The 25,000-nt window shown below is 45.4% G+C and carries 14 protein-coding genes and 1 riboswitch; of the genes, 8 read left to right on the forward strand and 6 right to left on the reverse strand.

Annotated features, from left to right (window positions below):
• Window positions 1-70 precede the first annotated feature (70 nt).
• The 7 genes from NST58_RS02780 to NST58_RS02810 all read left to right on the forward strand — a co-directional run bounded on the left by NST58_RS02780 (window position 71) and on the right by NST58_RS02810 (window position 8,858).
• Complete coding sequence (locus tag NST58_RS02780) at window positions 71-1,024, forward strand: ABC transporter permease subunit (protein WP_051491255.1); 954 nt, start codon at window positions 71-73, stop codon at window positions 1,022-1,024.
• Between the two features lie 17 nt (window positions 1,025-1,041).
• The gene (locus tag NST58_RS02785; RefSeq protein ID WP_036682603.1) at window positions 1,042-1,932 is read left to right on the forward strand and encodes a carbohydrate ABC transporter permease; all 891 of its coding nucleotides are present in this window, start codon (window positions 1,042-1,044) and stop codon (window positions 1,930-1,932) included.
• A gap of 92 nt (window positions 1,933-2,024) precedes the next feature.
• On the forward strand, window positions 2,025-3,719 hold the full coding sequence (locus NST58_RS02790; protein WP_036682600.1) for an extracellular solute-binding protein: 1,695 nt from the start codon (window positions 2,025-2,027) through the stop codon (window positions 3,717-3,719).
• A gap of 118 nt (window positions 3,720-3,837) precedes the next feature.
• Window positions 3,838-5,748: a sensor histidine kinase gene (locus NST58_RS02795; protein ID WP_081387132.1), complete on the forward strand. Its 1,911-nt coding sequence runs from the start codon at window positions 3,838-3,840 to the stop codon at window positions 5,746-5,748.
• Window positions 5,745-7,304 (forward strand): response regulator, encoded by a 1,560-nt coding sequence (locus tag NST58_RS02800; RefSeq protein WP_076310028.1) that lies wholly within the window; start codon window positions 5,745-5,747, stop codon window positions 7,302-7,304. The genes NST58_RS02795 and NST58_RS02800 overlap by 4 nt, the downstream gene beginning before the upstream one ends.
• A gap of 73 nt (window positions 7,305-7,377) precedes the next feature.
• Window positions 7,378-8,181 (forward strand): AAC(3) family N-acetyltransferase, encoded by an 804-nt coding sequence (locus NST58_RS02805; RefSeq protein WP_339246117.1) that lies wholly within the window; start codon window positions 7,378-7,380, stop codon window positions 8,179-8,181.
• Window positions 8,182-8,219: 38 nt separating this feature from the next.
• Entirely contained in the window at window positions 8,220-8,858 is a 639-nt protein-coding gene (locus tag NST58_RS02810; protein ID WP_076302339.1) for a histidine phosphatase family protein, read from the forward strand.
• Window positions 8,859-8,963: 105 nt separating this feature from the next.
• On the opposite strand, the gene NST58_RS02815 is transcribed toward NST58_RS02810, so the two are convergent.
• Window positions 8,964-15,260, reverse strand: coding sequence for a 5'-nucleotidase C-terminal domain-containing protein (locus NST58_RS02815; RefSeq protein ID WP_339246120.1), 6,297 nt, complete (start codon window positions 15,258-15,260; stop codon window positions 8,964-8,966).
• A gap of 415 nt (window positions 15,261-15,675) precedes the next feature.
• Window positions 15,676-16,965, reverse strand: coding sequence for a serine--tRNA ligase (gene serS, locus NST58_RS02820; RefSeq protein ID WP_076192777.1), 1,290 nt, complete (start codon window positions 16,963-16,965; stop codon window positions 15,676-15,678).
• Between the two features lie 401 nt (window positions 16,966-17,366).
• Between serS and ssuE the strand changes: the two genes are divergently transcribed.
• On the forward strand, window positions 17,367-17,915 hold the full coding sequence (gene ssuE, locus NST58_RS02825) for an NADPH-dependent FMN reductase (protein WP_036682586.1): 549 nt from the start codon (window positions 17,367-17,369) through the stop codon (window positions 17,913-17,915).
• Between the two features lie 180 nt (window positions 17,916-18,095).
• On the opposite strand, the gene NST58_RS02830 is transcribed toward ssuE, so the two are convergent.
• The 4 genes from NST58_RS02830 to NST58_RS02845 all read right to left on the reverse strand — a co-directional run bounded on the left by NST58_RS02830 (window position 18,096) and on the right by NST58_RS02845 (window position 24,298).
• Complete coding sequence (locus tag NST58_RS02830) at window positions 18,096-19,127, reverse strand: ribonucleotide-diphosphate reductase subunit beta (protein WP_036682584.1); 1,032 nt, start codon at window positions 19,125-19,127, stop codon at window positions 18,096-18,098.
• Window positions 19,128-19,411: 284 nt separating this feature from the next.
• Window positions 19,412-21,745: a ribonucleoside-diphosphate reductase subunit alpha gene (locus NST58_RS02835; RefSeq protein WP_076142084.1), complete on the reverse strand. Its 2,334-nt coding sequence runs from the start codon at window positions 21,743-21,745 to the stop codon at window positions 19,412-19,414.
• 55 nt (window positions 21,746-21,800) lie between these two features.
• Window positions 21,801-22,316 (reverse strand): anaerobic ribonucleoside-triphosphate reductase activating protein, encoded by a 516-nt coding sequence (nrdG, locus tag NST58_RS02840; RefSeq protein WP_076278891.1) that lies wholly within the window; start codon window positions 22,314-22,316, stop codon window positions 21,801-21,803.
• Window positions 22,313-24,298: an anaerobic ribonucleoside triphosphate reductase gene (locus NST58_RS02845; protein WP_339246125.1), complete on the reverse strand. Its 1,986-nt coding sequence runs from the start codon at window positions 24,296-24,298 to the stop codon at window positions 22,313-22,315. Before NST58_RS02845 ends, nrdG begins: the two co-directional genes overlap by 4 nt.
• Before the next feature lie 241 nt (window positions 24,299-24,539).
• Window positions 24,540-24,775, reverse strand: a riboswitch (cobalamin riboswitch).
• Window positions 24,776-25,000: the final 225 nt, after the last annotated feature.

Here is a 25,000-nt window from a genome sequence, read left to right on the forward strand (position 1 = left end):
TTAAATACAGATATAGAGCCTGGAGGTCCAAAGGATGGAGAACAAAAAAAGCATGGAAGTAAGCTCAGCGATGAAGCCGTTAATTCCTGGCAATTTCGAAACCGGTAAAGTAAATCGGAGCCCGCTTTGGAAGAGGTTCATTGCCCAGCGCCATTTGCAGACAATGGCTCTACTCGGCATTGCGTGGATGATAATCTTTAACTACATTCCCATGTATGGAATTATCATTGCTTTTAAAGATTACAACATCGTTAAAACGATTGCAGAAGCCCCATGGGTGGGACTTACACATTTCAAAGAGTTCATGGATGATGACAATCTCTCGAATGTAATTAAAAATACGCTCGGCATCAGCTTGTTTAAGCTAATTATCGGATTTCCATTGCCAATAATATTTGCTCTATTTCTGAATGAAGTTCGTTCAATGAAATTCAAGAAGACCATACAGACGATTTCGTATTTGCCCCACTTTCTCTCATGGGTGGTACTCGGAGGGATTTTGGCTACATGGCTTGCTGATGTAGGAATTATCAATAACATTTTGCTAGCGCTTCATCTGATTGATCAGCCAATTACATACTTGGCTGAGCCTGGTTACTTCTGGACAATTATTATCTCCTCTGATATCTGGAAAGAACTTGGATGGTCAGCGATTATCTATTTAGCAGCAATTTCCGGTGTATCTCCTGAAATGTACGAGGCGGCGACAATCGACGGCGCGGGCAGATTTCAGAAGATGTGGTATGTTACCTTGCCGGCGATTAAATCGACAATCAGCATTCTCTTCATTCTCGCGGTCAGCGGAGTGCTGAACTCCAACTTTGATCAGATTCTGGTCCTGCGCAACTCACTGAATGATAGTGCAAGTAATGTAATTGATTACTATGTGTACTATACAGGGATTCTCTCAGGCCGCTTCTCTTACTCAACTGCAGTTGGATTGTTAAAATCGGTTATCGCTCTAATCTTGCTGCTGATTGCCAACCAAGTATCTAAAAAAATCAACGATACATCGTTGTTCTAGGATAAGGAGGACCATATATGTTTGCACTTAAGCGTAAAACGAAGGGCGAGGCCCTGTTCGATATCATCAATAACCTCATCATGTTATGTATCTGCTTCATAACGCTTTACCCGATCTGGTACGTATTGGTTAACGCCTTCAATAACGGTAATGACGCCATGCGGGGAGGAATCTACTGGTGGCCGCGGATGTTCAGCTTTGAGAATTTCGAGGCCGTGTTTGCCAGCCCCGGCATCATGCAGGCGATGTGGGTTACTGTCGCCAAAACACTTTTGGGTACTGTACTGCATGTATTTTTCACAGCGATGGTAGCTTATGCATTCTCCAGAAAAAACCTCATTGGTGGTAAGTTCTACATGCTGATGGGTACAGTGACTCTCTTTTTTGGCGGGGGACTCATTCCTACCTTCCTGCTGATGAAGGACCTTCACCTATTGGAGAATTTCCTAGTCTATATTATTCCGGTTATGTTTAGCTTCTTTGATCTTATTATCTTCATGACCTTCTTCCGGGAGATTCCCGATGGGCTGGAAGAAGCGGCACGGATTGACGGTGCTAATGATTGGTCCATCTTTCTAAGAATCGTACTTCCAGTATCCATGCCTGTAATTGCTACCATTGCGCTGTTCCATGGCGTGTATCAGTGGAATGATTACTTCACGGGTATGATCTATATCAATAATACTGATCTACAGCCGATTCAGACGTATTTGTTCCGGGTCGTCGCACAATCGAGCTCTAGTCAAATGATGGTCGCTGTACAAGGCAGCAGCGTTACGAGAAGCGTAACGTCACAGTCCATTAAGCTGGCGACGATGGTAGTGACCACACTGCCGATAGTATTCGTGTATCCGTTCCTGCAGCGTTATTTTGTTAAAGGGATGATGATCGGCTCCATTAAGGGCTGATGTCTAGCAGTGATAACTCCTCCGGTTGCCTACAGCTGTAGGCACTGGGGTTGAGCTTATAATTAACATTCATAGAAAAGGGGTAAACAAGCATGGGCATGAAACGTAAGCCAAAAGCAATGGGAGTTCTGCTTCTCGCAATAATGATGTCATTGTCAGCCGCAGGCTGCTCCAGCGGGAATAATGCTGGCAAGAATGCCGAAGGTAATGCTAACAGCGCTAAAGCTACTAATACGGAGGCAAGTGCTGAACCGACTGCTGCTGCATTATCAGCAGATGAACCGGGATGGAAGATTGATACTTCACCTATTACATTTGACTGGTACCTGAACTTCTCATGGTTCCCTAATAAATGGGGCGTGGACCCAACCTCCCAATATGTAACTAAGAAGACCGGAGTTGATATTAATTTCATCGTTCCGGCTGGTAACGAGAATGAGAAGCTTAACACGCTGATTGCATCCGGTAAATTGCCTGATTTCATCACTTTGGGCTTCTGGGAAGATGCGATTAAGAAAATGGTCGAAGGTGAACTTGTTCTTCCATTGAACAAACTTGCTGATGAATATGATCCGTACTTCTTTAAAGTATCCGATGCTGATAAGCTGGGCTGGTATACACAAGAAGACGGCAATGTGTATGGCTATCCTAACTCTTCTTCCTCTCCTGCCGACTATGAGAAATATGGAGAAAATTACGTATCCAACCAAGTATTCGCTGTCCGCAAGGATATGTATGAAGCTATTGGAAGTCCAGATATGCGCACACCAGAAGGTTTCTTGAATGCGCTTAAATTAGCGAAAGAGAAATTCCCTGACGTAAATGGACAGCCGCTTATTCCACTTGGTTTGCATGAATTTACCGAGAACGGTAACGATTCTTTGGAAGGTTACCTGCAGAACTTCTTGGCAATCCCAAGAGAAAAAGATGGCAAGGTATATGCTCGTGAAACCGATCCTGAATATATCCGCTGGATGAAGGCACTTCGTCAAGCGAATCAAGACGGTCTGCTGGCTAAAGATATCTTTATCGACAAACGCCCACAAATGGAAGAAAAAATTGCCCAAGGCCGTTATTTCGCAATGCTGTATCAACGTACAGACTTTGCAGCACAACTAGGAACGATTTACCAACAGGATCCAACTAAAACGTATATCGCTGTTGACGGACCTTCCAATACGAACTTGGATAAACCAACCCTTGATGGCCCTGGTATCTCCGGTTGGACGGTAACACTGATCTCCAAAGATGTTAAGGATAAAGCACGTGCTATCCGCTTCCTCAGCTACTTGAACAGTGAAGAAGGCAACAAAGACTTGTTCTTAGGCGAAAAAGGTGTCAGCTACGATACGATTGATGGAAAAGATCAATTTAAACCAGAAGTGTTTGATTTGATGAATAAAGACCGTTCGACGTTTGATAAGCAAATCGGATCTTCCTTTACATTCTGGATGCTGCAAAATACGAATATCACAGACCAATGGGCTCCTAAATCGGTAGAACCATTTAAGCAATTGGAAGATTGGACTAGAGGTAAATCCATAGGCTCCTCGGAGTTCCAACAAATCGAACCAACAGGAAACTCTCCTGAAGGTATCATCGCTTCGAAGCTGAAACAGCTGCGCGGTAAAACTATGCCGAAATTGCTCATGGCTTCCTCCGATGCGGAATTCGATAAGATTTGGAATGAGTATTTAGAGAAGAGAAAGAAGGAAGGCGAAGATGTATTTGATGCCTACCAACAAAAGAAATATGAAGAGAATAAAGTGAAGCTGTCCATAAAATAAAAAGCATGACCCAAAATGCCCGCTAACTGCGGGCTTTTGGGTTATTTTCGAATTATAATAAGGAATAGATATTAAGTATTTGAATATTCACTATTTTAGCGAGGTGGACAGGACAGAAGTGTATAAAGTGAATAGGCGAGATCGAACCAGAGCATTATGGCATTCTTTTAGTTATTGGTGGGGGCGAAGATCACTTCAGAGCCGTTTAATTGCAGCTTATGTTTTTATTGTTTTAGGCCCGTGTATGCTGGTTTCTGTCTACTCCTATAAAGCCATTAATAATACCTATCTCCGCGATGCCGTCGAGAAAAATGATTATTTGTCGCAAATGGAGAAGCTGCATATTCATAATCAGATCGAAGCGATGGAACGGGCGGCGCAAATGGCTTATTCTGATGCCGAAGTAGAAAAATTCTTAGCGAATGAAACCGAACCGCAGCTAGTAGATTTGGTTGATTTTAATACAAATGCTTATGTGAATATGACTCGTATTCAATTTAATAATCCGAATATTGAGCATTTACGGCTGTATTCGAGAAGTAATAAGGTGCATGAAATTTGGCCGATTATCTTTCGCGAAGAGCGGGTTTCTTCCACCCCATGGTTTCAGAAAGCGCTTCAATTGAAGGGGCAGGAATACTGGTCTTTTCAGAAAAATGATCCGGATTTGATGCAGAGATACTTGGGAGCACCGACGGAGAGTCTGCCAAAGGTTTCTTTGCTGCGTGAGAAGAGTCGGCCAGCAGACAATCATATCGGCATGGTGCAGGTGGATATGCTGCTTAGTCGATTTACACCCAAGACGTATACAGATGTACGGGATAATCAGACCCAGATGTTTCTTGTGGATAGTGAGCTGCAGCTTTTCACCAGGCCGGACAATTCTTTTTTGCAGGATAATCTAGAGATGGCTGATATGATTGCAGAACGGTATAAGCAGTTCCGGGAAACTGGCGAATGGGACAGTAATTACTCGGAGAATGGTAAATCGTTTTTGTTAATTAACACTCCGCTAGAACGAATTGATGCTTATTTGTTAAATGTAGTGTCAATGGAAGGAGTGATGAAGGATATCTCCCGCACGCGCAACTTAATCATTGGAGCCAATGTTGGTTTTATTACTTTACTAACGCTGATCGCTTATGTGACAAATGCCTTTATTCTAAAAAATCTGCGTAGATTGACCGAAACGATGAAAAAAGTGCGTAGAGGTGAAGCGTACACTGGAATAATGATTCGTGGTGGAGGGGAAGTCGGGGAGCTTGCCCATCATTTCTCCAAGCTGATGAACACCATCAATACGTTGGTGGCTCAGGCAGTGAGCAAGCAGGCGTTGTCTAAAGAGGCTGAACTGCGTACGCTGCATAACCAGATTGACGCACATTTTTTATATAATACGCTGGAAAATATAAAAATGCTGGCTGAAATTGAGAACCAGCGAACGATCTCGGACGCACTGACCTCGCTGGGTGGGATGATGCGCTATAATTTTAAATGGTCCGGAGAGTATGTGAAGCTGCGGGATGAAGTCCGCCACATTGAAAATTACATTGAAGTGATGAATATTCGTTTTGAATATCCGGTTAAGTTAGTGCTTCATATTGAACCTCGATATTTGGAGCTGGAGGTGCTGAAAATGTCACTGCAGCCTATTGTAGAGAACAGTGTTAAGCATGCTTGGTGCGACGAGAAAGAGAATTTACAGGACCCGAACATTCATATTCATATTTCGGAAACGGAAGGTGATATTTGCATAGAGCTTCGTGATAATGGCATCGGCTTAACTCCAGAGCGTTTGGTTGCTTTGAACGAGGCGATTTATGCGAAAGATGAGCGCTGTGAGAGTGCTTCAGAACAGAGGGATGTTGACCGCCGAACAGGTGGTATTGGACTGAGAAATGTACATCAGCGACTGCAAATCTTTTATGGTGATGAATATGGGCTTGTAGTACAGAGTGAAGCAGGGAGTTGGACGATGGTACGTCTGACCTTGCCGAAAGTTCTTTTGACAGGAGAAAAACAACTATGAAGAAGCTACTGATCATTGATGATGAAAAGAATATCCGTTACGGTCTCAAGACTATGATAGAAAGAGAATTTCCGTCCGTGTATACCATCACAATGGCGAGTAATGGCGCAGAGGGTTTCGAGATATTTAAGACCGAAGGTGCAGATATTATTATTACAGATATACGTATGCCAGTGATGGATGGAATTACACTGTTGGAGCAGATATCTAAGCTAACAAGTGGTGAGAAAAGCCCAGCAGTGCTCATCTTAAGCGGTTATGATGATTTCGAATATGCCAAAAGCGCGATTCGTTATCGCGTAAAGGATTACTTGCTGAAGCCGATTCGCCGAGATGAGTTGTTCGAAATTTTGAAGAATATCGATAAGGAACAGGAAGAACAGGATCTCAGCGCAAGGCAGCTGGAACAGGAAACGGAACACTTCCGCAGGGAACTGCGGTCCAGTCGTTTACGGGGACTGCTAATGCAGCAGGAGGTTCCGCTGGAGCGTGAGCAGCAAGAGTGGCTAAGTGATCTGCAAGCACCTTTTACAGTTGGTGTGTTGAATTACTATTACAATGACGGAACAAGAATGAAGTCGGGGGATGTTCAAGGACTGGCGGAACGATTGATCGGACCGCTTGAAAAGTTTTTCTCGGAAATCACAACGGATTGGGATGGCAAATTAGTCTTGATCGGGAGCAGAAAACAGGATTTTATAGAGCTGTCCAGACAAGCTGAAGCTAAGGAAATAAAGGGATTATCGATTGGGATTAGCAGCGAAGGAGGAAGTCTTGAGGACCTCCGTTCCTGTTATAAGGAAGCATGCCGGGCACTGCAATATACTTTTTTATATCCGCAAGTGAGTTTGTTGGATTATGGGGATGTTGGTCAGGGACGGTCTAACTTTCCGTTACCTAAGGAAGAGCTTCGCAAGCTGCTCAATATGCTGGGAACAGAACGCGAGAAGGAGATGAAGCATCTTCTATCTGTGATTTTTCAAACTGAGCATTTGAAGGAACTGGACCTAGCTTATCTGGAGTCCGTGGGACAGAATGTAAACGAACTGGTGTTGGATGAAGTATTTCGGGTACATGGCGAAGCCTCGGTAGAGGTATTGAAGCTGTATCGCACGGTAGGCAATATGTACAACTATCGTCATTTCCACGAATATTATCGTGCGCTGGAGAACTTACTCTTGAGTGTGAATGAATACATTGTAGGTGTAAGGTCCGCGCATACCGAGCATGCGGATATGGAAGAGGCACTGAGCTATATTGAAGCCAACTACGCCCGTCCACTGAATATGGCTATGGTCAGCAATCATGTATCCTTGAATTATTCTTATTTTAGCGAAGCCTTTAAGGCATATACCGGTGAGAATTTTGTTATTTATTTAAAAAAGGTCCGCATCCGTCATGCTAAAGAGCTATTGGCAAAAGGCTGCAGTAAACTCGCAACAGTCTCAGAAGAGGTAGGCTTCGAGAACAGTAAACAATTTGCCCGTGTTTTTAAAGAGCTGGAAGGGATTTCCCCAGGTGATTATAGAGCGAAAATAGTATCCGAAGAGTGTTGAGGCTATTGAAGATGCATTTAGAAGCGGCCCTCCTATATAATGGATTTGAGAAGATTCATTGGAGGAATGAAGGGTGGAAGAAATACAAGGCAATTTGATTACGGTTCAGACATTAGCAGCGGATTTTCGTCGACTGGGCGTTAAGGCGGGCATGACGATTTTATTGCATTCTTCTTTTAAATCGTTAGGCCAATGGGTAGCCGGGGGCCCGGTCGCTGTTATTTTGGCATTGGAGGAGGTCCTCGGAGAATCTGGCACGCTGGTAATGCCCACACATTCCAGTGACCTGACTGATCCCGCAGGCTGGAGCAACCCACCGGTGCCGGAGGCGTGGTGGCAGAGTATCCGCGAGCAGATGCCGGCTTATGATCCAGACCTGACCCAGCTTAGAGGAATGGGGGTTATTCCGGACTGCTTCCGTAAACAAAAAGGAGTAAAACGCAGTGACCATCCGATTCATTCGTTTGCCGCTTGGGGCAAGCATAGAGACGAAATTATGTATGGTCATTCGCTTGAAACGGGTCTGGGGGAAGATTCTCCGCTGGCTCGTATTTACGATTTGGGCGGACATGTACTGTTGCTGGGTGTTGGCAATCTTAATAATACTTCCCTGCATCTTGCCGAATGCCGCGCATCTTATGCTGGCAAGAAGGAAACCCTTGGCGGGGCGCCCATTATGGTGGATGGAGTTAGGCAGTGGGTGGAATTTAAGGAGCTGGATTGGGATTCTGACGATTTCGTTCAGCTGGCAGATCAGTTTGGACAAGAGACGGGACTTATTACATATGGACAGGTTGCTTCCGCAACCGCTCAATTGATTCCGCAACGGGAAATCGTTGATTATGCAGTGAACTGGATGGAACAGAACAGGAAGTAAAACCTCATTGGATAGGGGAAACGGAAGGAGAAGCTGGCATGAGTACAACAACGATATTTTTAACCCGGCATGGTCAGACGGAATGGAACGTGCAGCATCGGATGCAGGGACATATGGATTCTGAACTAACAGCGCTTGGTGTACAACAGGCTGAATGGCTGAGCCGGGGGATGCACACTGAACAGCTGGATGTCATCTATGCAAGCCCCAGCCCAAGGGCGCTGCGCACAGCTGAAATTATTCGAGGAGAGCGGAGTACTCCGCTTAAGACCTCTGAGGCGTTCAAAGAGATTGGCATGGGGGTATGGGAAGGCCGTGATTCTACTGAGCTGGAGAGCGAGTATTCGGAGCAGCATCGCAATTTCTGGCAAGACCCTGAGCAGTTTAAAGTGGAGGGTAGTGAGACCTTCGCAGAGGTGCAGGCACGGGCGCTGGGCAAGCTTCAGGAAATTCTCATTGCCCATCAGGGTGAGACCATTCTTATCGTCACACATACAGTAGTGATTAAGCTGTTAATGGCCTATTTTGAGGGCAGAGCGTTGCCTAAGCTCTGGGATCTGCCTTACATTTATCCGACCTGCTTATGCAGGGTTGATTTTACGGATGGTGTGCCGGAAATCCTGCTGCATGGGGATACGAGCCATTACGAAGAGAGTGAAGCTGGGATGGAATCATAACACTTCCTACAGATCAGATTGGGTTTATAAAAAAGGCGGTTCCTCGGGTGCATTACGCACTCGGGAAACCGCCTTTTTGTCTTCAGAGCTGGAGATCAGCTTTTGCTAGTTGATAAACTGGAGAGATTTCAATGTCTTCTCCAGCATAGTAACCGCTTCGGCACGAGTTGCCAGCTTCTGTGGAGCAAAGGATCCATCTGTTGCTCCTTGGATAATTCCCTCAGCAGCGATTTCTGCTACTGCTGCTTGGGACCAAGCTGGAATGCTTGCTGCGTCACTGAATTTAGCCAGTGCTGCAGGGTCGGCATTTAAGGTTTTACCTGTATACTTGATGGCTTTCGCTAATACCGAGGCCATTTCCTGACGAGTGATTGGGCTACCCGGCTTAAAGCTGCCATCGGTATAACCGGAAATCAATCCGGCTTCTGCTGCGGTGCGAATAGCATCAGCATACCAAGCACTTGGGTTTACATCTTTAAATGTGGTCTCACCATTAGCTGTCGCAAGTCCCAGAGAACGCGTAATTAATGCCGCGAACTCAGCACGTGTGATCGACTGTGAAGGAGAGAACGTATCGTTGCTTGTTCCGCTGACGATCAGCTTGGAAGCTAACAGATCAATAGATGATTTAGCCCAGTGTCCGTTAATATCTGCGAACGTTTTGGAAGACTTAACAACGGTGTAGTAGCTGTTGCTGTTCCCTTTAATCGTAACGTCCGTTGTTCCATCTGCTTTAGGAACAAAGATAGCAGGCACGAAGGAGATCTTACCTGAAGCAGGATCGAAGACCACTGCCGTTGCGTTATTTGAATTTAAGACGGCAGGTACATTGATCGTGCGCTTCACGTAAGTGCTGCCGAAATTGTTCAACTGCACACTCTTAGTTCCGGCTTGCGCTGAAACGCTGAATTCGATTACTGGAGCAGCTAAAGTAGCATTACCCAGCTGTGAGGCGATAGCTTGGTTTGTGCTGTTTAGTGTTCCCGAATTCGCTACTAGAATGGATACCGTAATTGTAAAGTCGCTGGTGCTTAATTGAGCGGCAAGTGCTGCGCTGTTTACAACACGGAGTGGCAAGGAATAAGAAGCACCATCCGTAGTAAAGGTAAGAACTGTGTTAGGTTGTGCTGCTGCTTGTTTTACAAGCACACTGCCTGGAAGCACTACTTGAGCGCCGCCTGTAGTGGCTTTAACCGGAATAACCAGCTCTTGGCTACCCGTTGGCAGTTCAGCAAGTTGTTTGGTTAGATCAGCAGCATCAATTGTTGTTACTTGTGCTGAAGCAATTGGAGCCACAGTTGGAGCAACAGTTGGTGATGGTGTAGCTGTAGCTGTTGGTACTGTTGGAGCCGATGTTGGTACTGATGTTGGTACTGAAGTTGGATCTGGTGTTGGTGCTGGTGTTGGGTCTGGTGTTGGGTCTGGTGTCGGAGTTGTCTCCGGCAGTGGTGCACCTTTTAGATCAACAATCCGGCCTTCAACGGCAGAAGTGTTCGCAGTGACCGTTCCAACCTTCTGCAGATACTTCGTAAATACATCAAAGTCCGGTAGGTACAGCAGATTCACACGGCCTTCTTTATAAGCCTTTTCAAGTGAAGTATAGAAATCTCCACCCTTAGCTGTGAAAGCATTAGTAGCTACTTCATAAGATGCTTTTAGATCTAGAGGAACGTATTTATCCCCGTTTTTCACTTCAATACGCAATACACGTTCGTTCACAGGTTTCGTAGAGTCGTAATAGAATTTCAACCCTGCAACGTGTGGGAAACGTCCGTCTGCTGCCGGCGTTTTGGAAACCCCGTTCTCCATAGCATCCTTAATTTCTTGTCCAGTCAAAGTGATCGTAACCAGATCGTTGTTGAATGGAAGTACGCCGAGTACTTCGCCTTGTGTGATCGGTCCTTCGTTGATGGATTCGCGAATACCGCCGCCGTTTTGCAAGGCGATTACGGCATTAGTGCCCGCTTTTTGAGCTGCATAAAGCATGCCATCGGCAATCAGGTTACCAAGATTAGTTTCCTTTGTGCGCACATTATCACGAACGCCGTTTAGAACAACCTCTGAATTTCCTACTACCTCATTGGTTAGTTCTTGAATCCCCGGCTTATACTCGGTATCCAGGATCTTTTTAGCTTCAGGGTCCTCTGCGATAACGTAGTTAGTACCGTTTTTAGCATCGATGGAGATTAATTGGTCTTTCCAATCGGTCAGTACGCCATCTTTGTTAAATTTAACTTCAAGTTGGCCAAGGAAAAGACCTTTTTCACCAGTTTGTACAATTAGCTTCGGTGCTTTTGGATCGGTGTTATCAACAACGGCTTGATTCAGTTGCGTGTGGCTGTGACCCCCAACGATAATATCAATGCCGTTAACGGCTTTGGCTAGCTTGAGATCTTCTTCATAGCCAAGGTGAGAGAGAACAATGATCTTGTTAACTTTCTCTTTTTCAAGCATAGCGACCGTTGCTTCCGCTTTAGCGAAGGCATTCTCAAAGGTCACTTTACCTGGTGAAGCAATGTTCGCCGTATCTTCTGTCGTCAGACCCATGATACCGACCTGTTGGCCGTCTACTTCTTTGATCAGCGCAGGGTAGATGGTTCCAGCATTACCTGACCGGCCGATTTCATTGGTGAACATTTTGCTAAGAATATCATCCGCTGAGAAGTTCACATTGGAGGAGACAAATGGGAACTTTGCGTTGCCGATGAATTTGGACAGTACATCTGAATCTTTATCAAACTCATGATTACCGAAAGTCATAGCATCATATTTAACCAGATTCATAAAGGCCAGATCTGCTTGACCCAGATACTTATTGAAGTAAAGCGTTCCGGAGAACACATCACCTGCGTCTACAAGAATAGGATTCTCTGTAGTCGCCTTGGCATCTTTGATTGCTGTTACACGGCGCAAGATGTTGTTTGGCGAGCTGACAGTATCTAATCCTGCATGTGTATCATTGGTGTGCAGAATGGTTAGTGGGAAGTCTTCAGCAGTATTAAAATCAATCTGTGCCAAAACCGCATCATGATCGGATACCCGACCGTTCGATGGTGAGAAGTCGGCATTTAGATGAACGACATCTACTTTAGAAGAAGCCGTTAGATTTTTACTGACAAGAATATGATCTAGCACTTGAGAGTTTCCATCATAGGTGTACGTATACTGCTCATTTAAAGGTAATGTATCGATCAAATTGTCTAGTTCTGTACCTTTTAAGAGGGTTGCAGTTTTAGTAAATTGGAAATCATTCAAATCGCCAAGAGCTACGATGTTGGCTTTAGGATTTGCAGTCAGAACCTCTTTGACAAATCCGTTTACGACCGCCGCGATTTTATGGCGTTGTGTTTCACTGGACAATACAGGGGGCTGAACGTTTCCGAAAGGACCGGTATCGCCGCCTTTTGAATTGAAATGGTTAGCGATCACAATTACTGTTTCGCCACCGAATACGAACTGTGCAGCAAGGGGTTTACGTGAACTTGCAAAGGCAGAGTTTGTTGGATCAATTCGTCCTGGATTGTAGGTCAATTGATCTGCCGCTGCGTTATATCCAACGGATTGTGTAGCTGTACCTTTTTGTCCGCTCACACTGTCCGCAAGCTGTACTCTTGCTGGATTGTACAGGAATCCTACGCGAATGTTTCCGCCTGGGGCACCGCCATCCATATTGTTCTCCGGAGCGATATCTGTGTATTTATATACAGGACCGCCAGCGGTTTCAATAGCCTTAATCAATTCGGCTGCACTTGCTTCAGTGATACCATTATTGGCTTCACCATTGCTGTCCTGCATTTCGACAACGCCGATAATGTCAGGTTTTTTCATATTGTTTGTGATGGAGTCGGCTAGTTTCTGGATTTTTGTTGCTCCGACACCCGGGTAGAAGTTTTCAATGTTGTACGATGCGATCAACAACTTACTATCATTGACTTCAAGAGTAGTTGTTTCTTGCTTAAAGGTACTTGGAGTGATGGCTGGAAGCTTACCGTTTTCCGGAATCACTTTGAAGTTACCGTTGTTGTATCCGATGACGCCAGTTACATCTCCCGCGAACTTATCTCCGGTGATGACTTCTTTACCCGGATTTCCGTAAGCAATGATGAGGCGCTGAGGATTGTATTGGTTGTATTCTTTGAGAACTAATCCACCAGCTGGTGTGATGACATCAGGTGTTTCATTTTCTACTCTTGTAGGGATGTTATACAGCATGGAATTTCCGCTACCACTTGTCCAGTAAGGACTGATAATCGTAGGGGTAGGGAGCTTGACGAGCATACCTTCTAACGATTCGTAGAAATCAATTGCATCTTCATTAGGCTCAAAATCAGCCATGCCGTCATTGTCAATTATGGAAGACGGAATGGCTCTCCCGCCTTTACCAAGTACGACAGGCTCTGGCACAGTATAACTTGAAGAGGAGTCTACTTTTATTGAAGTCATAGTAATTTGAGTAGAGGTTAAATTACTTGCGTTACCTTCGTTGTATTCGGAAACAGCTCCACTAACTTGGACTAAATCTCCAATTTGAGGCTTAAGGGATGAATTAGTGCTGTATACAAAAATACCTTCCGAAGTGTTTACATTATCGTCTGGCTGAGGGTCTTGCATAAAGAAACCTCTATAAGCGCCAGTGGCGAAGGTGTACCCATATTGGGTAACGATGCCTTCTACATCGGAAACGTTCTGACCTGCATACTCAGAAGTATGAGATTCTCCTTGAATATCATGTATACGAGGGAGTTCAGATGCTTTATATGCAAAGGTATAAACCTTACTTGTCTTGCCATCTGCTACGACAATTGCATGGATGGTAAGATCTTGATTAACTGTAATCGGATCTGAATAAAGCTTACTTGCTGTTGTTGGTTCAGTTCCGTTGGTCGTGTAGTAAATCTGTGCTCCAAGAGTAGGGCTGGATAGGGTCACAGAACTTCCTTTGATGATGCGACCTGCGCCAGGGCTGGCCATAACGGAAAAAGTTTCTTCCACCAAAGCATTTTCATTAAGTGGAATGAATTGATAAGTCGTACTATATTGCTCGATAACCCCAGTGATATTGTCAAAGGTTTTACCCTTAACTAGTTTAGGCAGGGTTGAAAAAATTGTGAATTGTTGTCCACCTTGGCTAGCAGTCACCGTGCTGCCATTTACATTGTCTATGGTCACATTATTCATAGTTACCAGCTGAGCTTCGTGGCTTTCGCCGTTCGCGGCAGACAAGTCGGTTGCTGTAATCAATTTTGGTGCAGGCACCCCAACATTTTGTGCAGCTACATTGTATTGAAGTCCACTTTGGAATTTGATTTCTTGCAGGTTGCTGTAGATATCCATTGTGCCGCTTACTTCAACACGATCTCCAACGTTTGCGAACTCTGGGAAACCATAAAGTACGATCCCGCCGGATTCATCCTGAATATACATTTTTGCTGCATTAATGTGAGTTACGATACCTTCTGTTAAAATATTCTGACCTTTACTAGCAAGGCGTGCTGTTGCAACATCTGTTTTGGCCAGAATAGTGTAATCAAAAGTCGATATAGGGCTGTCTGGCATATTTGGTTCTGAAGCATACGCTTTAATCGTAGTGTCCTCAGTTAAGGTAATAGGCCCTGTGTAAGGTTGGAAATTAGTTGAACCACCTGATCCATAAACAGCTGCATAGACGGATGCTCCAACCGTTGGAGAATTCAAAGATATTTCTGTACCAGCCGGCCAGGCATTAGGGGCTGGTAAAGCTACTGCGGAACTAGCAGTTTCCGGTAATTCAGGTAACGTACCGTAGGTGCTGTTCCGTGGACTTGGTGCTTGGACAACAAAATCCGTAGAGTTGTTATCCGTATCTAGACCGCGGCTATCAGCCGGTGCACCAGCCGCAGCTTTACGGATAGCGGCTGTCGTATTGGAGAGAGCAGCGGTCGCACTTCCCTCGACATTTGTAGCTGTTCCGTAGCCAACTAAATCAATTGTTGTACCTGATTTATCAACGAGGTCGACTTTGCCGTTTGTACCACTCATAGCAAGGATTCCCTTGCTAACATCAGGAGTAGGCAAGTCGGTAGTTCCTCCCGTTCCAGCGGCCTCCTCAATAAGGAAGTATCCATTTGCCGGGATGGTTCCATTTAAGTCTGTTCCGCTACTAAAGGTTCCGGCCGCTGAGGTATAGCGAACTTTCCATCCAGTCAAATCTACTGGATGATTTGTAGGATTGTATAATTCAATAAAATCATTTTTAAATTCCGCTCCGCCGTTTCCACCACCACCATAGACCTGCGAGATAACAATATTGCTATTATCCGGTGCTGCCTCGGCGGTCTGGACAGCTGGTAACACACTGCCGGCAACCATTAACATTGCCAGTCCAGTAGCGAACCATTTCCTTACTCTTGAAGAAATAATCATTTGGATAAGTCATTCTCCCCTCGAATCTTTTATTTACAACCTATTAAATCTTAGCATTCAAATGTAAAATGAAAGGTTGTCTTTCATGAATATAAATTAAAGTTTGCATCAATTAAATCTAAAAATTGAAATGTTGTGATTTTAGTATAAAAACAGTGCATAAATACAATATTAATTATAAATTTAGTATTTTTATGGTTAATAGATCACCGATATTTTAATTTTATGTTATATATATTGTTGAATTTATTATGGATTACGACAAATTTATTCTAGAGTTTTATTAATTTTTACATAGGGAAAACAATTGAGATTAGAATTATATAGAATGTATCGGAACAAAAATAATGCCCCTCCAGCTTCTTATCGAGAAGTGGAAGGGCATTATTAATTTTAAATCTACTTGGACAACACATCACTGCTGGTACGGAAGCTCAAGCCGTTCAATTCCATCCATATATTTACGCAGTGCCTGCGGAATGTAAATGGATCCATCCTCCAGTTGATGATTCTCCAGCAGCGGAATTAGGATCCTTGGTGTAGCCACTGCGGTGTTGTTTAGGGTGTGGCAGTATTGCAGCTTACCGTCGGCATCCCGGTAACGAATGCCCGAACGACGAGCTTGGAAATCGAGCAGGTTGGAAGCCGAGTGTGTCTCTCCGTATGCCTCTCTGCTTGGCATCCAAGTCTCGATGTCATACTGCTTATGTGTCTTCAGGGACATATCTCCTGTGCAGACAGACATGATCCGATAGGGAAGTTCCAAGAGCTGTAGAATATGCTCTGCATTCGCAAGAATCTCCTGCAGCATGCCCTCTGATACGCCCTCATCATTCCGACATAAGATAACTTGTTCAATTTTTGAGAATTGATGAACACGGTACAGACCACGCACGTCTCGTCCCGCCGATCCTACCTCACGGCGGAAGCAGGCCGACATTCCGGCGAGTCGCATTGGCGAATCCAGTTCGACAATCTCATCGCTATACAGCGAGACAAGCGACACCTCCGATGTGCCTACCAGCCAGCGATTGTCTCCGTTTAGCTCATAGGTCTGATCCATCCCGCCGGGGAAGAAGCCCGTACGTTCCAGCGCTTCCGGACGGACAATCACGGGAACATCCATCACCGTGAACCCGCGGGCAGTTAGTACATCAATGGCCAGCCGCTGTACAGCGAGATGTAACAACAACCCTGCATCCTTCAGCACATAGCTGCGTGGGCCGCCTGCTTTGACGCCACGGGGGATATCGATGATATTGTGGAGCTCGCCTAGTTCTACATGATCACGCGGTTTAAAGCCGAATTCCGGCAACGTTCCGGTTCGTCGCAGTTCTACATTATCTTTATCATCATGGCCAATCGGTGTATCCTGCGATACAGGGTTTGGTGCGAGCAGCATGAGTTCTCCACAGCGGCGGTCTGCCTCAGTTAGTTCTGCCTCATAGAGATTCAGGCGGTTGTTCAGTTCTCTTACTTGTTCTTTAACTGCTTCTCCTGCCACGCTGTCACCCTGTCGTAAAAGTCGTTCAACCTCTTTGGTCAGCCCGTTACGCTGGGCTCTCAACTGTTCCGTATCTTGGCGCAATTCGCGCCGTTTCTCATCCCATTCCAGCAGTTCATCCAGTGGGAAGTCGACTCTTTTCCAAGCCGTAATGTTTCTTACAAGTTCCTGATTGTCTTTGATCCAGTTCATATCCAGCATACCGTTTCGCTCCTTTTTGGTTAAAAAAACGCAAAAAACGCCCTCATCCATGGGACGAGGAGCGTCAGCTCGCGGTGCCACCCAGGTTGATCGAATCTCCTTAACTGCAGGAACAATCCGACCCTCTTTGGTCTTCGCGATAACGGGCGAAACCCGGTGAACTTAGGGAGTTGTTGTAGACTCCGGTCGCAGACGCCTCACGGTTGGATGCCGATCATTGGCCTGATTGTTGGATTTAATATTGTTGCTTAGTATAACGTAAGAGTGGGAGGAGCGCAAGTGGTTATGGTTTGACAAAAATATCAATTCTACGTTAGGATTAGTATTAATTTAAAGTAATTTTGTCGGGATAATAAATAAAGCAGTGTGAGCTGCTTAAGTGGGATGGAAGAGGTGGAAAAGTGGCTAAAATTGTTGTGATTAACGGAACGCCTTCCCTGGTATCGCGTATCAATGCAGCTATAGAATATGCGGAGGCCAGCTTAACCAATCAGGGCTTCGAGGTTGAGCGTATTAACGTAGCAGAACTACCAGCGGAGGATTTGATTCACACTAAGTTTGAAAGTGAGTCTATCGTCAAAGCCAATGGCCTTGTAGCGGAAGCTGATGCGGTAATTGTGGTTAGCCCGGTTTATAAAGCTTCTTATACAGGCGTGTTGAAGACCTTTTTAGATCTGGTTCCACAAAAGGGATTGGCCGGAAAAGTTGTACTCCCGCTGTTCATGGGCGGCAGTCTTGCACATCTGCTCACAATTGATTACGCATTGAAACCTGTGTTGTCTGTACTGGGCGCGCGTTACATTCTTGGCGGCGTCTATGCCGTGGATTCTCAAGTGGTTCGTAATGATCACGGAGTGGTAGAGCTTGCTGAGGAGCTGAAGCTGCGCCTGAACGATGCATTAGATGAGCTTGCAGAAGAAACTACACATCGTGTGGAACGCAAGGCATAAGACTAAGTAGCAAGCCTTCTGTGCTTAGTGCTAATAACAAACGTATAAGCGTCTCTTTCATCCCTGATACCAGGGGAGAGGGGCGCTTTTTGCATTATATAAGCTATAGCAAAAAGGCCATCTCACTAAGAAAGTAGAGAATGGCCTCTTTTTTATATAGGGGTTATTATATATCCGGTCTTACAAATCGTCGAATCCGTTATCGTCGCCAACCTTACCATAGTTGCGGGACTTAGCTTCGAAGAAGTCAGTTTTGGTAGCATTAAGCGCATCATCGGAGAAAGGTTTGATCCAAGGCATACAGTTAACGTCAACACCTTGATAAGCTTTTTCCATACCCATCAAAGTCAGACGTTTGTTCGCTGTATATTTAATGTAGTCGCTAAGCTCGTTAAGATCAATACCACGCACGTTAGTAAGTGTGTAATAAGCCCAGTTGGTTTCGAGCTCTACCGCGCGGTCGATGGTACGGTATACGTAATCCATGTTTTCTTTGGTGTTCAGCTCAGGGAAGTCTACAAGCAGCTGCTTAAATACTTCTGCGAAGAAGTAGCAGTGCTGATTCTCGTCACGTTGAATATAAGAGATCATTTGGCTGGTTGCCATCATCTTCTGGTCACGGGCCAGATTGTAGAAGAAGGCGAAAGTGCTGTAGAAGAAAATTCCTTCCAAGATGAGATCTGCTACCAGCGCATGGAAAAAGGTCTGTCTCGTAGGGTTATCACGGAACTCTTGATAAATATCAGAGATAAACTGATTGCGTTCCAGCAGGACAGGGTCTTTTTTCCAATATTCAAAAATTTCCTTCTGCTCACTCTCCGACACGATAGAGGATAGAACATAGGAATAGGATTGGTTATGCACCACTTCTTGCTGCCCGATAATAGCGGAGATAGCTTCCAAAGAGGAATCGGTGAAATAACGCTTCACGTCGCTCACGAACATCGTCTGCATCGAATCCAGCACAGCGAGTAGGGAGATATTAATCTTAAATACGCGTTGTTCCTCGGCATCCAGCATCGGGAATTGTTGCGCATCCTTGGACATTGGAATTTCATCCGCGATCCAGTGATTAAGCAGCAGCACCTTATACAGCTTGTACATATGAGGCATGCGAATATCATTCCAGTTCAGAATACCTGAGCATTCACCGTCGATAATGCGTGTGGATTGGTTAGGTGCTTCAGTATTAAAAATCTTTTGTAATTGCATTTCTTATCCCTCCATTTTTTGCGCTGGTAATCTTTCTTGGTGTCTTGTTCATAGAAAGAAGGTGATGGAGTAACGGAGAGGAAGTTTGGAGCTGTAGGAGCGTCAGCGTTCGCCCGAAAGCTTTCCGTAGGAAAGCTCGCATCGAAAGCATATGCTGTCATCGGATGTCATCCGCTAATAGCGGTAAAGATCAAGACCTCTGATGACAACAGCGGCCGGAAGCCCAAACATTCCTCGCAGTTACGAAATTCATCATCGTTTTTCTATTTAGGGCACTAAGATAATTAGCTAGCGCAAGATTCACACTCTTCTATAGTCAAAGCACGGCTACGCACATAATAAGTTGATTTCAAGCCGCCCTTCCAGGCATTCAGATGCAGTTCCAGGAACTCGGTAGCCTTGATGTCAGGACGGACATACAGGTTGAAGCTTTGGCCTTGATCGACGTGACGCTGGCGAGCAGAAGCCATGCGGATCGACCAGTTTTGGTCAATCGTAAATGCTGTCTTATAGTACCAGATCGTTTTGTCGGACAGATCCGGTGCTGGGTTAGCAATCTTATAAGTTGTTTTTTCTTCATAGGAAAGCAGTTCATACAGCGGATCAATGCTGGCGGTGGAGCCGGCAATAATCGATGTAGATCCATTCGGCGCAATGGCGAACATCCAAGCGTTACGTACGCCGTCCTTAGCTACTTCTTCTTGCAGCTCGCGCCATTGCTCAGTCGTTACATATTTACCTTCTTGCTCACCGCTAACATACCCGCGGGAAGTGAAGTATGCGCCAGTCTCCCAATCGGATCCAGCAAATTTCGGATAACGGCCTTTTTCACGGGCAAGCTCCATGCTCGAACGAACCAACAGGTAGTTGATATGTTCATATAAATGATTGTTATATTCTACGGCTTCATCGGATTCCCAACGAATGCCCTTGAGTGCCAATAGGTGATGCAGGCCGAATGTGCCGAGACCTACTGCGCGGTACTGGCTGTTCGTGTATTGTGCCTGCAGAACTTCAATATTATTAATGTCGATTACGTTATCAAGCATACGAACTTGGATCGGAACAAGTCTTTCTAATACGCCAGCTGGAATCGCCCGTGCTAAGTGAATCGAATTCAGGTTGCAGACTACGAAGTCGCCAGGGATTTTGGAAATAACGATACGGGTCTGGCCATCTTTAGTTACTAATTCTTCTTGCTCAATAACTGTTGCAGACTGATTCTGCATAATTTCTGTACACAGGTTGGAGGAGAAAACCATACCTTGATGACGGTTTGGGTTAGTCCGGTTCACGGTATCGCGGTAGAACATGTACGGTGTACCTGTTTCTAGCTGTGATTTCATAATCCGTTTCATGATGTCGATCGCAGGAACAGTGATCCGGGATAATTCCAGGTTCGCTGTAGCCTCAGCATATTTTTCACGGAAAGTACCTTTGCCAAGCTCTTCATCGTAGAAATCTTCCAATCCTAGTGGACGGCCATTTTTATCTGTCCAGCCCATGACCTTTTTCACTTCGTGAGGGCAGAAGAGGTTCCAATGGCTGCGCGATTCTACAGCTTCCATGAACAGGTCAGGTAGGGAGACGCCATGGAACACGTCATGTGCACGCATGCGCTCGTCACCGTTGTTCAGCTTAAGATCGAGGAAAGCGAGAATATCTTTATGGAATACATCAAGATAAACAGCTACAGCACCTTTACGTGTGCCCAACTGGTCTACGCTGACTGCTGTATTGTTCAACTGGCGAATCCAAGGGATTACGCCGGAGCTTGTGTTCTTGTGGCCACGGATATCCGAACCACGTGCTCGTACTTTTCCAAGGTAAACGCCGATGCCGCCACCCATTTTGCTTAGACGTGCTACGTCTGTATTGGAGTCAAAGATACCCTCTAGGGAATCGTCTACAGTATCAATAAAGCAGCTGGATAGTTGTCCAGCGACCTTTTTGCCGGCATTGGACATTGTAGGTGTAGCAGCAGTCATATAGATGTTGCTCATAGCCCAATAAGCTTCTTTTACAAGCTCAAGACGTTTCTCAGCTGGCTCACGGTGCATCAGGTACATAGCAATAATCATATAACGTTCTTGTGGAAGCTCCATTACACGGCCGTCAAAATCATGCGCCAAATAACGGTCGGATAGCGTAAGCAGACCGATATAGTCAAACAAAAGGTCGCGTGTATAATCGATACACCCGCCTAGTTCGATAATTTGTTCTTTGGTGTAATGACTTAGAAGTTCTTCGCGATAGATTCCTTTTTTCACGAGATCCGTAATTAGTGGATACAATTCACCGTAAGGCTCTTCTGGATAAGCTTTGTAGCGGCGATGAACGGCAGCTTTTTTATAAAGGGTAGTCAGAAGGGCGCGGGCAGCTGCGAACTTCCAGTTAGGCTCTTCTTTTGTTACAAGCTCTAGAGCGCTCATGGTGAAGGCATTGCTGATTTCTTCTCCGCTTACCGAGTCACGACGCAGTTTGGAATTCACTCCACGCAGCAAAGTTTCTTTATTTAGTTGATCGAGACCTTCCAGAATACGGTCAGCGTAGACGGAGAGACGGTTCTCATCAAAAGCCAGTTGGCGATTATCCGGTTTTACTACGAATTGCGGCATAGTTAGTTCATCCCTTCTTATTTCAAATTAATTTTCAATATCAAAAATTGATATATTATAGCGCAGCAGGCTGCCACAGAAAGACCTCCGAGCCGTTCATGCTGGCCGGAATGTCGATAATGCGTTGGTTGGAGCTTCCCCGGTAGAGAAGCGTAGTATCTTTCAGTTCTTCTACAAATCTTCCATCTATTAACACCTGACACTGTTTAAGTAGATTCCACTCCGGCGTACCGGGAAGGGCTGTAAGTTCTTCGTACGTATAACCACTGTAAATCCAGATTGAGAAACCTGGCAGTACAGCGCGAAGCTCATGAATGAACCCCAGCAACTCTTCTGCTGAGAAAAAAGGATCGCCGCCTGCCAGTGTCAGACCATCCAGCAAAGGGTTAGCGGCGATTTCTGCAATGATTTCATGTTGTCGTTCTAAGGTGAAGACTTCTCCATATTTAAAGTTCCATGTCTCGGGATTAAAACATCCCGGGCAACGATGGCGGCAGCCGCTGAGAAAGAGGACGGCCCGCATGCCCTCTCCCTCGTTAATCGACTCCGGATAGTAACCGCAAATATTCATAGATGCTTAACGCGATCCCGTACTTCAGCTTGTTTGGCGGCATTAAAGCGGGTCTGATAGTCGCCGGTTAAATAACCTGTAACTCTGCGCAAACGGCGGATGTGCACGTCATTCTCATGTGCGTTGCAGGAAGGGCAGTTTGTCCCAATTACGCCTTCGTATCCACAGCTGGAGCAGCGGTCAATCGGATGGTTAATGCTGAAATAACTGACCTGTTGTTCGAGCGCATATTTAATGATTTTGATAAAAGCCGATGGGTTGTTGCGGGCATTGCCGTTTAATTCGACATAAGAAATAGCTCCGGCATTGCAGTATTCATGGAAAGGAGCTTCCAAGCTGATCTTCTGAGCAGCACCCAGATCGAAGTATACAGGGATGTGAAAAGAGTTCGTATAATATTCACGGTCGGTTACGCCCGGAATGGAACCCAGTACCTTGCGGTCAACTTTGGTGAATTTACCGGACAAACCTTCTGCTGGAGTTGCGAACAGGGTGATGTTAAGATCCAGTTCCTCACTTTTCCGATCGCAATAGTCCCGCATATGACGCACGATAGCCAGCGCCTTGGAATGAACTTCCATATCCTCGCCATGGTGTTTACCGTACATAGCTTTCATACATTCCGCCATACCGATGAAGCCAAGAGACAGACTGCCATGCTTCAGCAGATCGCCTACAGTGTCATCAGGTGCAAGGTGTTCGCCGCCTTCCCAGACGCCTTCTCGCATCATGAAATCGGAAGCTTTAGCTTTTTGTGCGGTTTGGATGTGGAAGCGATGGAGAAGTCCTTCCAGCGCAATATCCATATAATGATTTAGAGCTTCATAGAAGCCAGCTTCGTCTGCGACGGTACGTCTGCCTGTTACTGTGCCGTGTGCCAGACCTAGCCGAACCAGATTCAGTGTATTAAAGGAAAGGTTGCCCTTCCCAGAGCAATGATTACGCCCAAAACGGTCACCGAGCACTCGGGTTCGGCAGCCCATTGTAGCGAACTCCGTATCAGGATCACTTGGATCATAATACTGCAAGTTGAGCGGAGCGTCCAGATTAGCGAAGTTTGGATATAGTCTGCGCGCAGAACATTCAGCTGCTTTTAGGAACAGTTCATAGTTAGGATCGCCTTGCTGTTGATTGATTCCTTGCTTGCATTTGAAGATTTGAATCGGGAACACTGGTGTTTCTCCGCTGCCAAGTCCGTTCATAGTTGCGGTTAGCAGAGAACTGATTACAAGCTGACCTTCTGGTGAAGTACAAGTACCGTAGTTGATGCTGGTAAACGGTATTTGTCCACCGGATCGGCTGGACATGGTATTCAGATTATGTACCATACTTTCAGCCGCTTGCAGAGTTTCGATTTCGGTTTCCTTTAGTGCAAAACGGAACGCCCTTGGATATGACTCCGCCAGATCGGTCCGGCTCATCGTAATCTCGCCCAAAGATTCGTCAGCTTGTCCTTCTTCAAAATAATCCAGACCCTTGCGGAACAGCTTGGCGAAGGATTTGGTTACATAAGGTGCCAGATCGTAATCGAGTTTATTGGCGGATACACCACCATATTGAGCATTTTGCTGGGATTGGAAAATAATCGCTACCAGAGACATAGCTGTCATTATTGAGTTCGGAGGACGAACGCTGCCGTTGCCGGTATTGAAACCTTCACGGAGAAGTTTATCAAACGGGATAAAAATACAGTTCGTCGTTCCAATCGCGTATTGATCCAGATCATGCACATAGACGACATTGTCATCAATAGCCTGCACTAGCTGTGGCGGCATCGTAAAATTGCGGGCGTACCATTTTGAATATTCACTGCCGAACTTGCTCATTTTACCGGAGAAACTCTCTCCATTCAAATTGGCATTCTCGCGCAATAGGTCCATATCCCGACTGTCGATAATATCCCGGCCTAAATCAATGAGCTCTTCTAAAAGAACTTCCCGTGCATTTTCTACTCCATTAAATTGTCTCTCCAACAACGTCATTGTACAGCTCTCCTCTCAGTATAAAAGAAAAACATCTATCATCAAATCCATATATCCATAAGAAGTTGGACTGCTATAAGCAGTCGTATATTTGTTCAGATTACATAAAAAAAGCATCCCCTACCCGAGGATGGCAGAAAATGCCCGATGCGTTATGTAAATATCCACACGGATATTTGCAGAGGTCTCTACGTAGATGACCGCATGCGGACACCATCCCTGTTCCTCGCAGGCATCAATAGTTGGTGTCGTCGAAACAGGTAGGTCTCCTGGCTTCCGTGGGATCTCTCGGCGCCTTCCCAAGGGTGTTCCTAACCCTCAGTGGCATTTGCCGGGAGATGTGGATTCTCAAGCTTCCCAGAAGCTTAAGAAGGCCATCCGGTTACAGTGGCGGGACCGCAGCGGATTCTCACCGCGCTTCCCTATTAAGCTCTAAATCCGGTTAAGGATCAAAGCGCCTGTCTCCACTATATTTTGTTGTCGTTAGATAAAAATAACCCAAGATGTTGTGTTTGTAAACAGTTTTTTAGAAAACCCGCGCGGGGAGCGGGTTCTTTAAAAGTACTCCACAAATGATCCACAGGCTGTCCATAAGTAATCCACAATTGATCCACAGGGAGATGCGAAATGATTCATAAATTGTCCGAAAAGATGCCACAAAGAGTCCATAAATATAGTGCAGATGACCCTAGAATTTGCTCA

The sequence above is a fragment of the Paenibacillus sp. FSL R10-2796 genome (assembly GCF_037965315.1).
Lineage (GTDB): Bacteria > Bacillota > Bacilli > Paenibacillales > Paenibacillaceae > Paenibacillus_AQ > Paenibacillus_AQ odorifer.

Bases quoted from the DNA above. Each gene is read 5' to 3' on its own strand.
- NST58_RS02780 (WP_051491255.1), top strand. From the start codon at position 71: ATGAAGCCGTTAATTCCTGGCAATTTCGAAACCGGTAAAGTAAATCGG.
- NST58_RS02845 (WP_339246125.1), bottom strand. From the start codon at position 24,298: ATGACGTTGTTGGAGAGACAATTTAATGGAGTAGAAAATGCACGGGAA.
- NST58_RS02785 (WP_036682603.1), top strand. From the start codon at position 1,042: ATGTTTGCACTTAAGCGTAAAACGAAGGGCGAGGCCCTGTTCGATATC.
- NST58_RS02810 (WP_076302339.1), top strand. From the start codon at position 8,220: ATGAGTACAACAACGATATTTTTAACCCGGCATGGTCAGACGGAATGG.
- NST58_RS02830 (WP_036682584.1), bottom strand. From the start codon at position 19,127: ATGCAATTACAAAAGATTTTTAATACTGAAGCACCTAACCAATCCACA.
- nrdG (WP_076278891.1), bottom strand. From the start codon at position 22,316: ATGAATATTTGCGGTTACTATCCGGAGTCGATTAACGAGGGAGAGGGC.
- NST58_RS02790 (WP_036682600.1), top strand. From the start codon at position 2,025: ATGGGCATGAAACGTAAGCCAAAAGCAATGGGAGTTCTGCTTCTCGCA.
- NST58_RS02815 (WP_339246120.1), bottom strand. From the start codon at position 15,260: ATGATTATTTCTTCAAGAGTAAGGAAATGGTTCGCTACTGGACTGGCA.
- serS (WP_076192777.1), bottom strand. From the start codon at position 16,965: ATGCTGGATATGAACTGGATCAAAGACAATCAGGAACTTGTAAGAAAC.
- NST58_RS02835 (WP_076142084.1), bottom strand. From the start codon at position 21,745: ATGCCGCAATTCGTAGTAAAACCGGATAATCGCCAACTGGCTTTTGAT.
- NST58_RS02800 (WP_076310028.1), top strand. From the start codon at position 5,745: ATGAAGAAGCTACTGATCATTGATGATGAAAAGAATATCCGTTACGGT.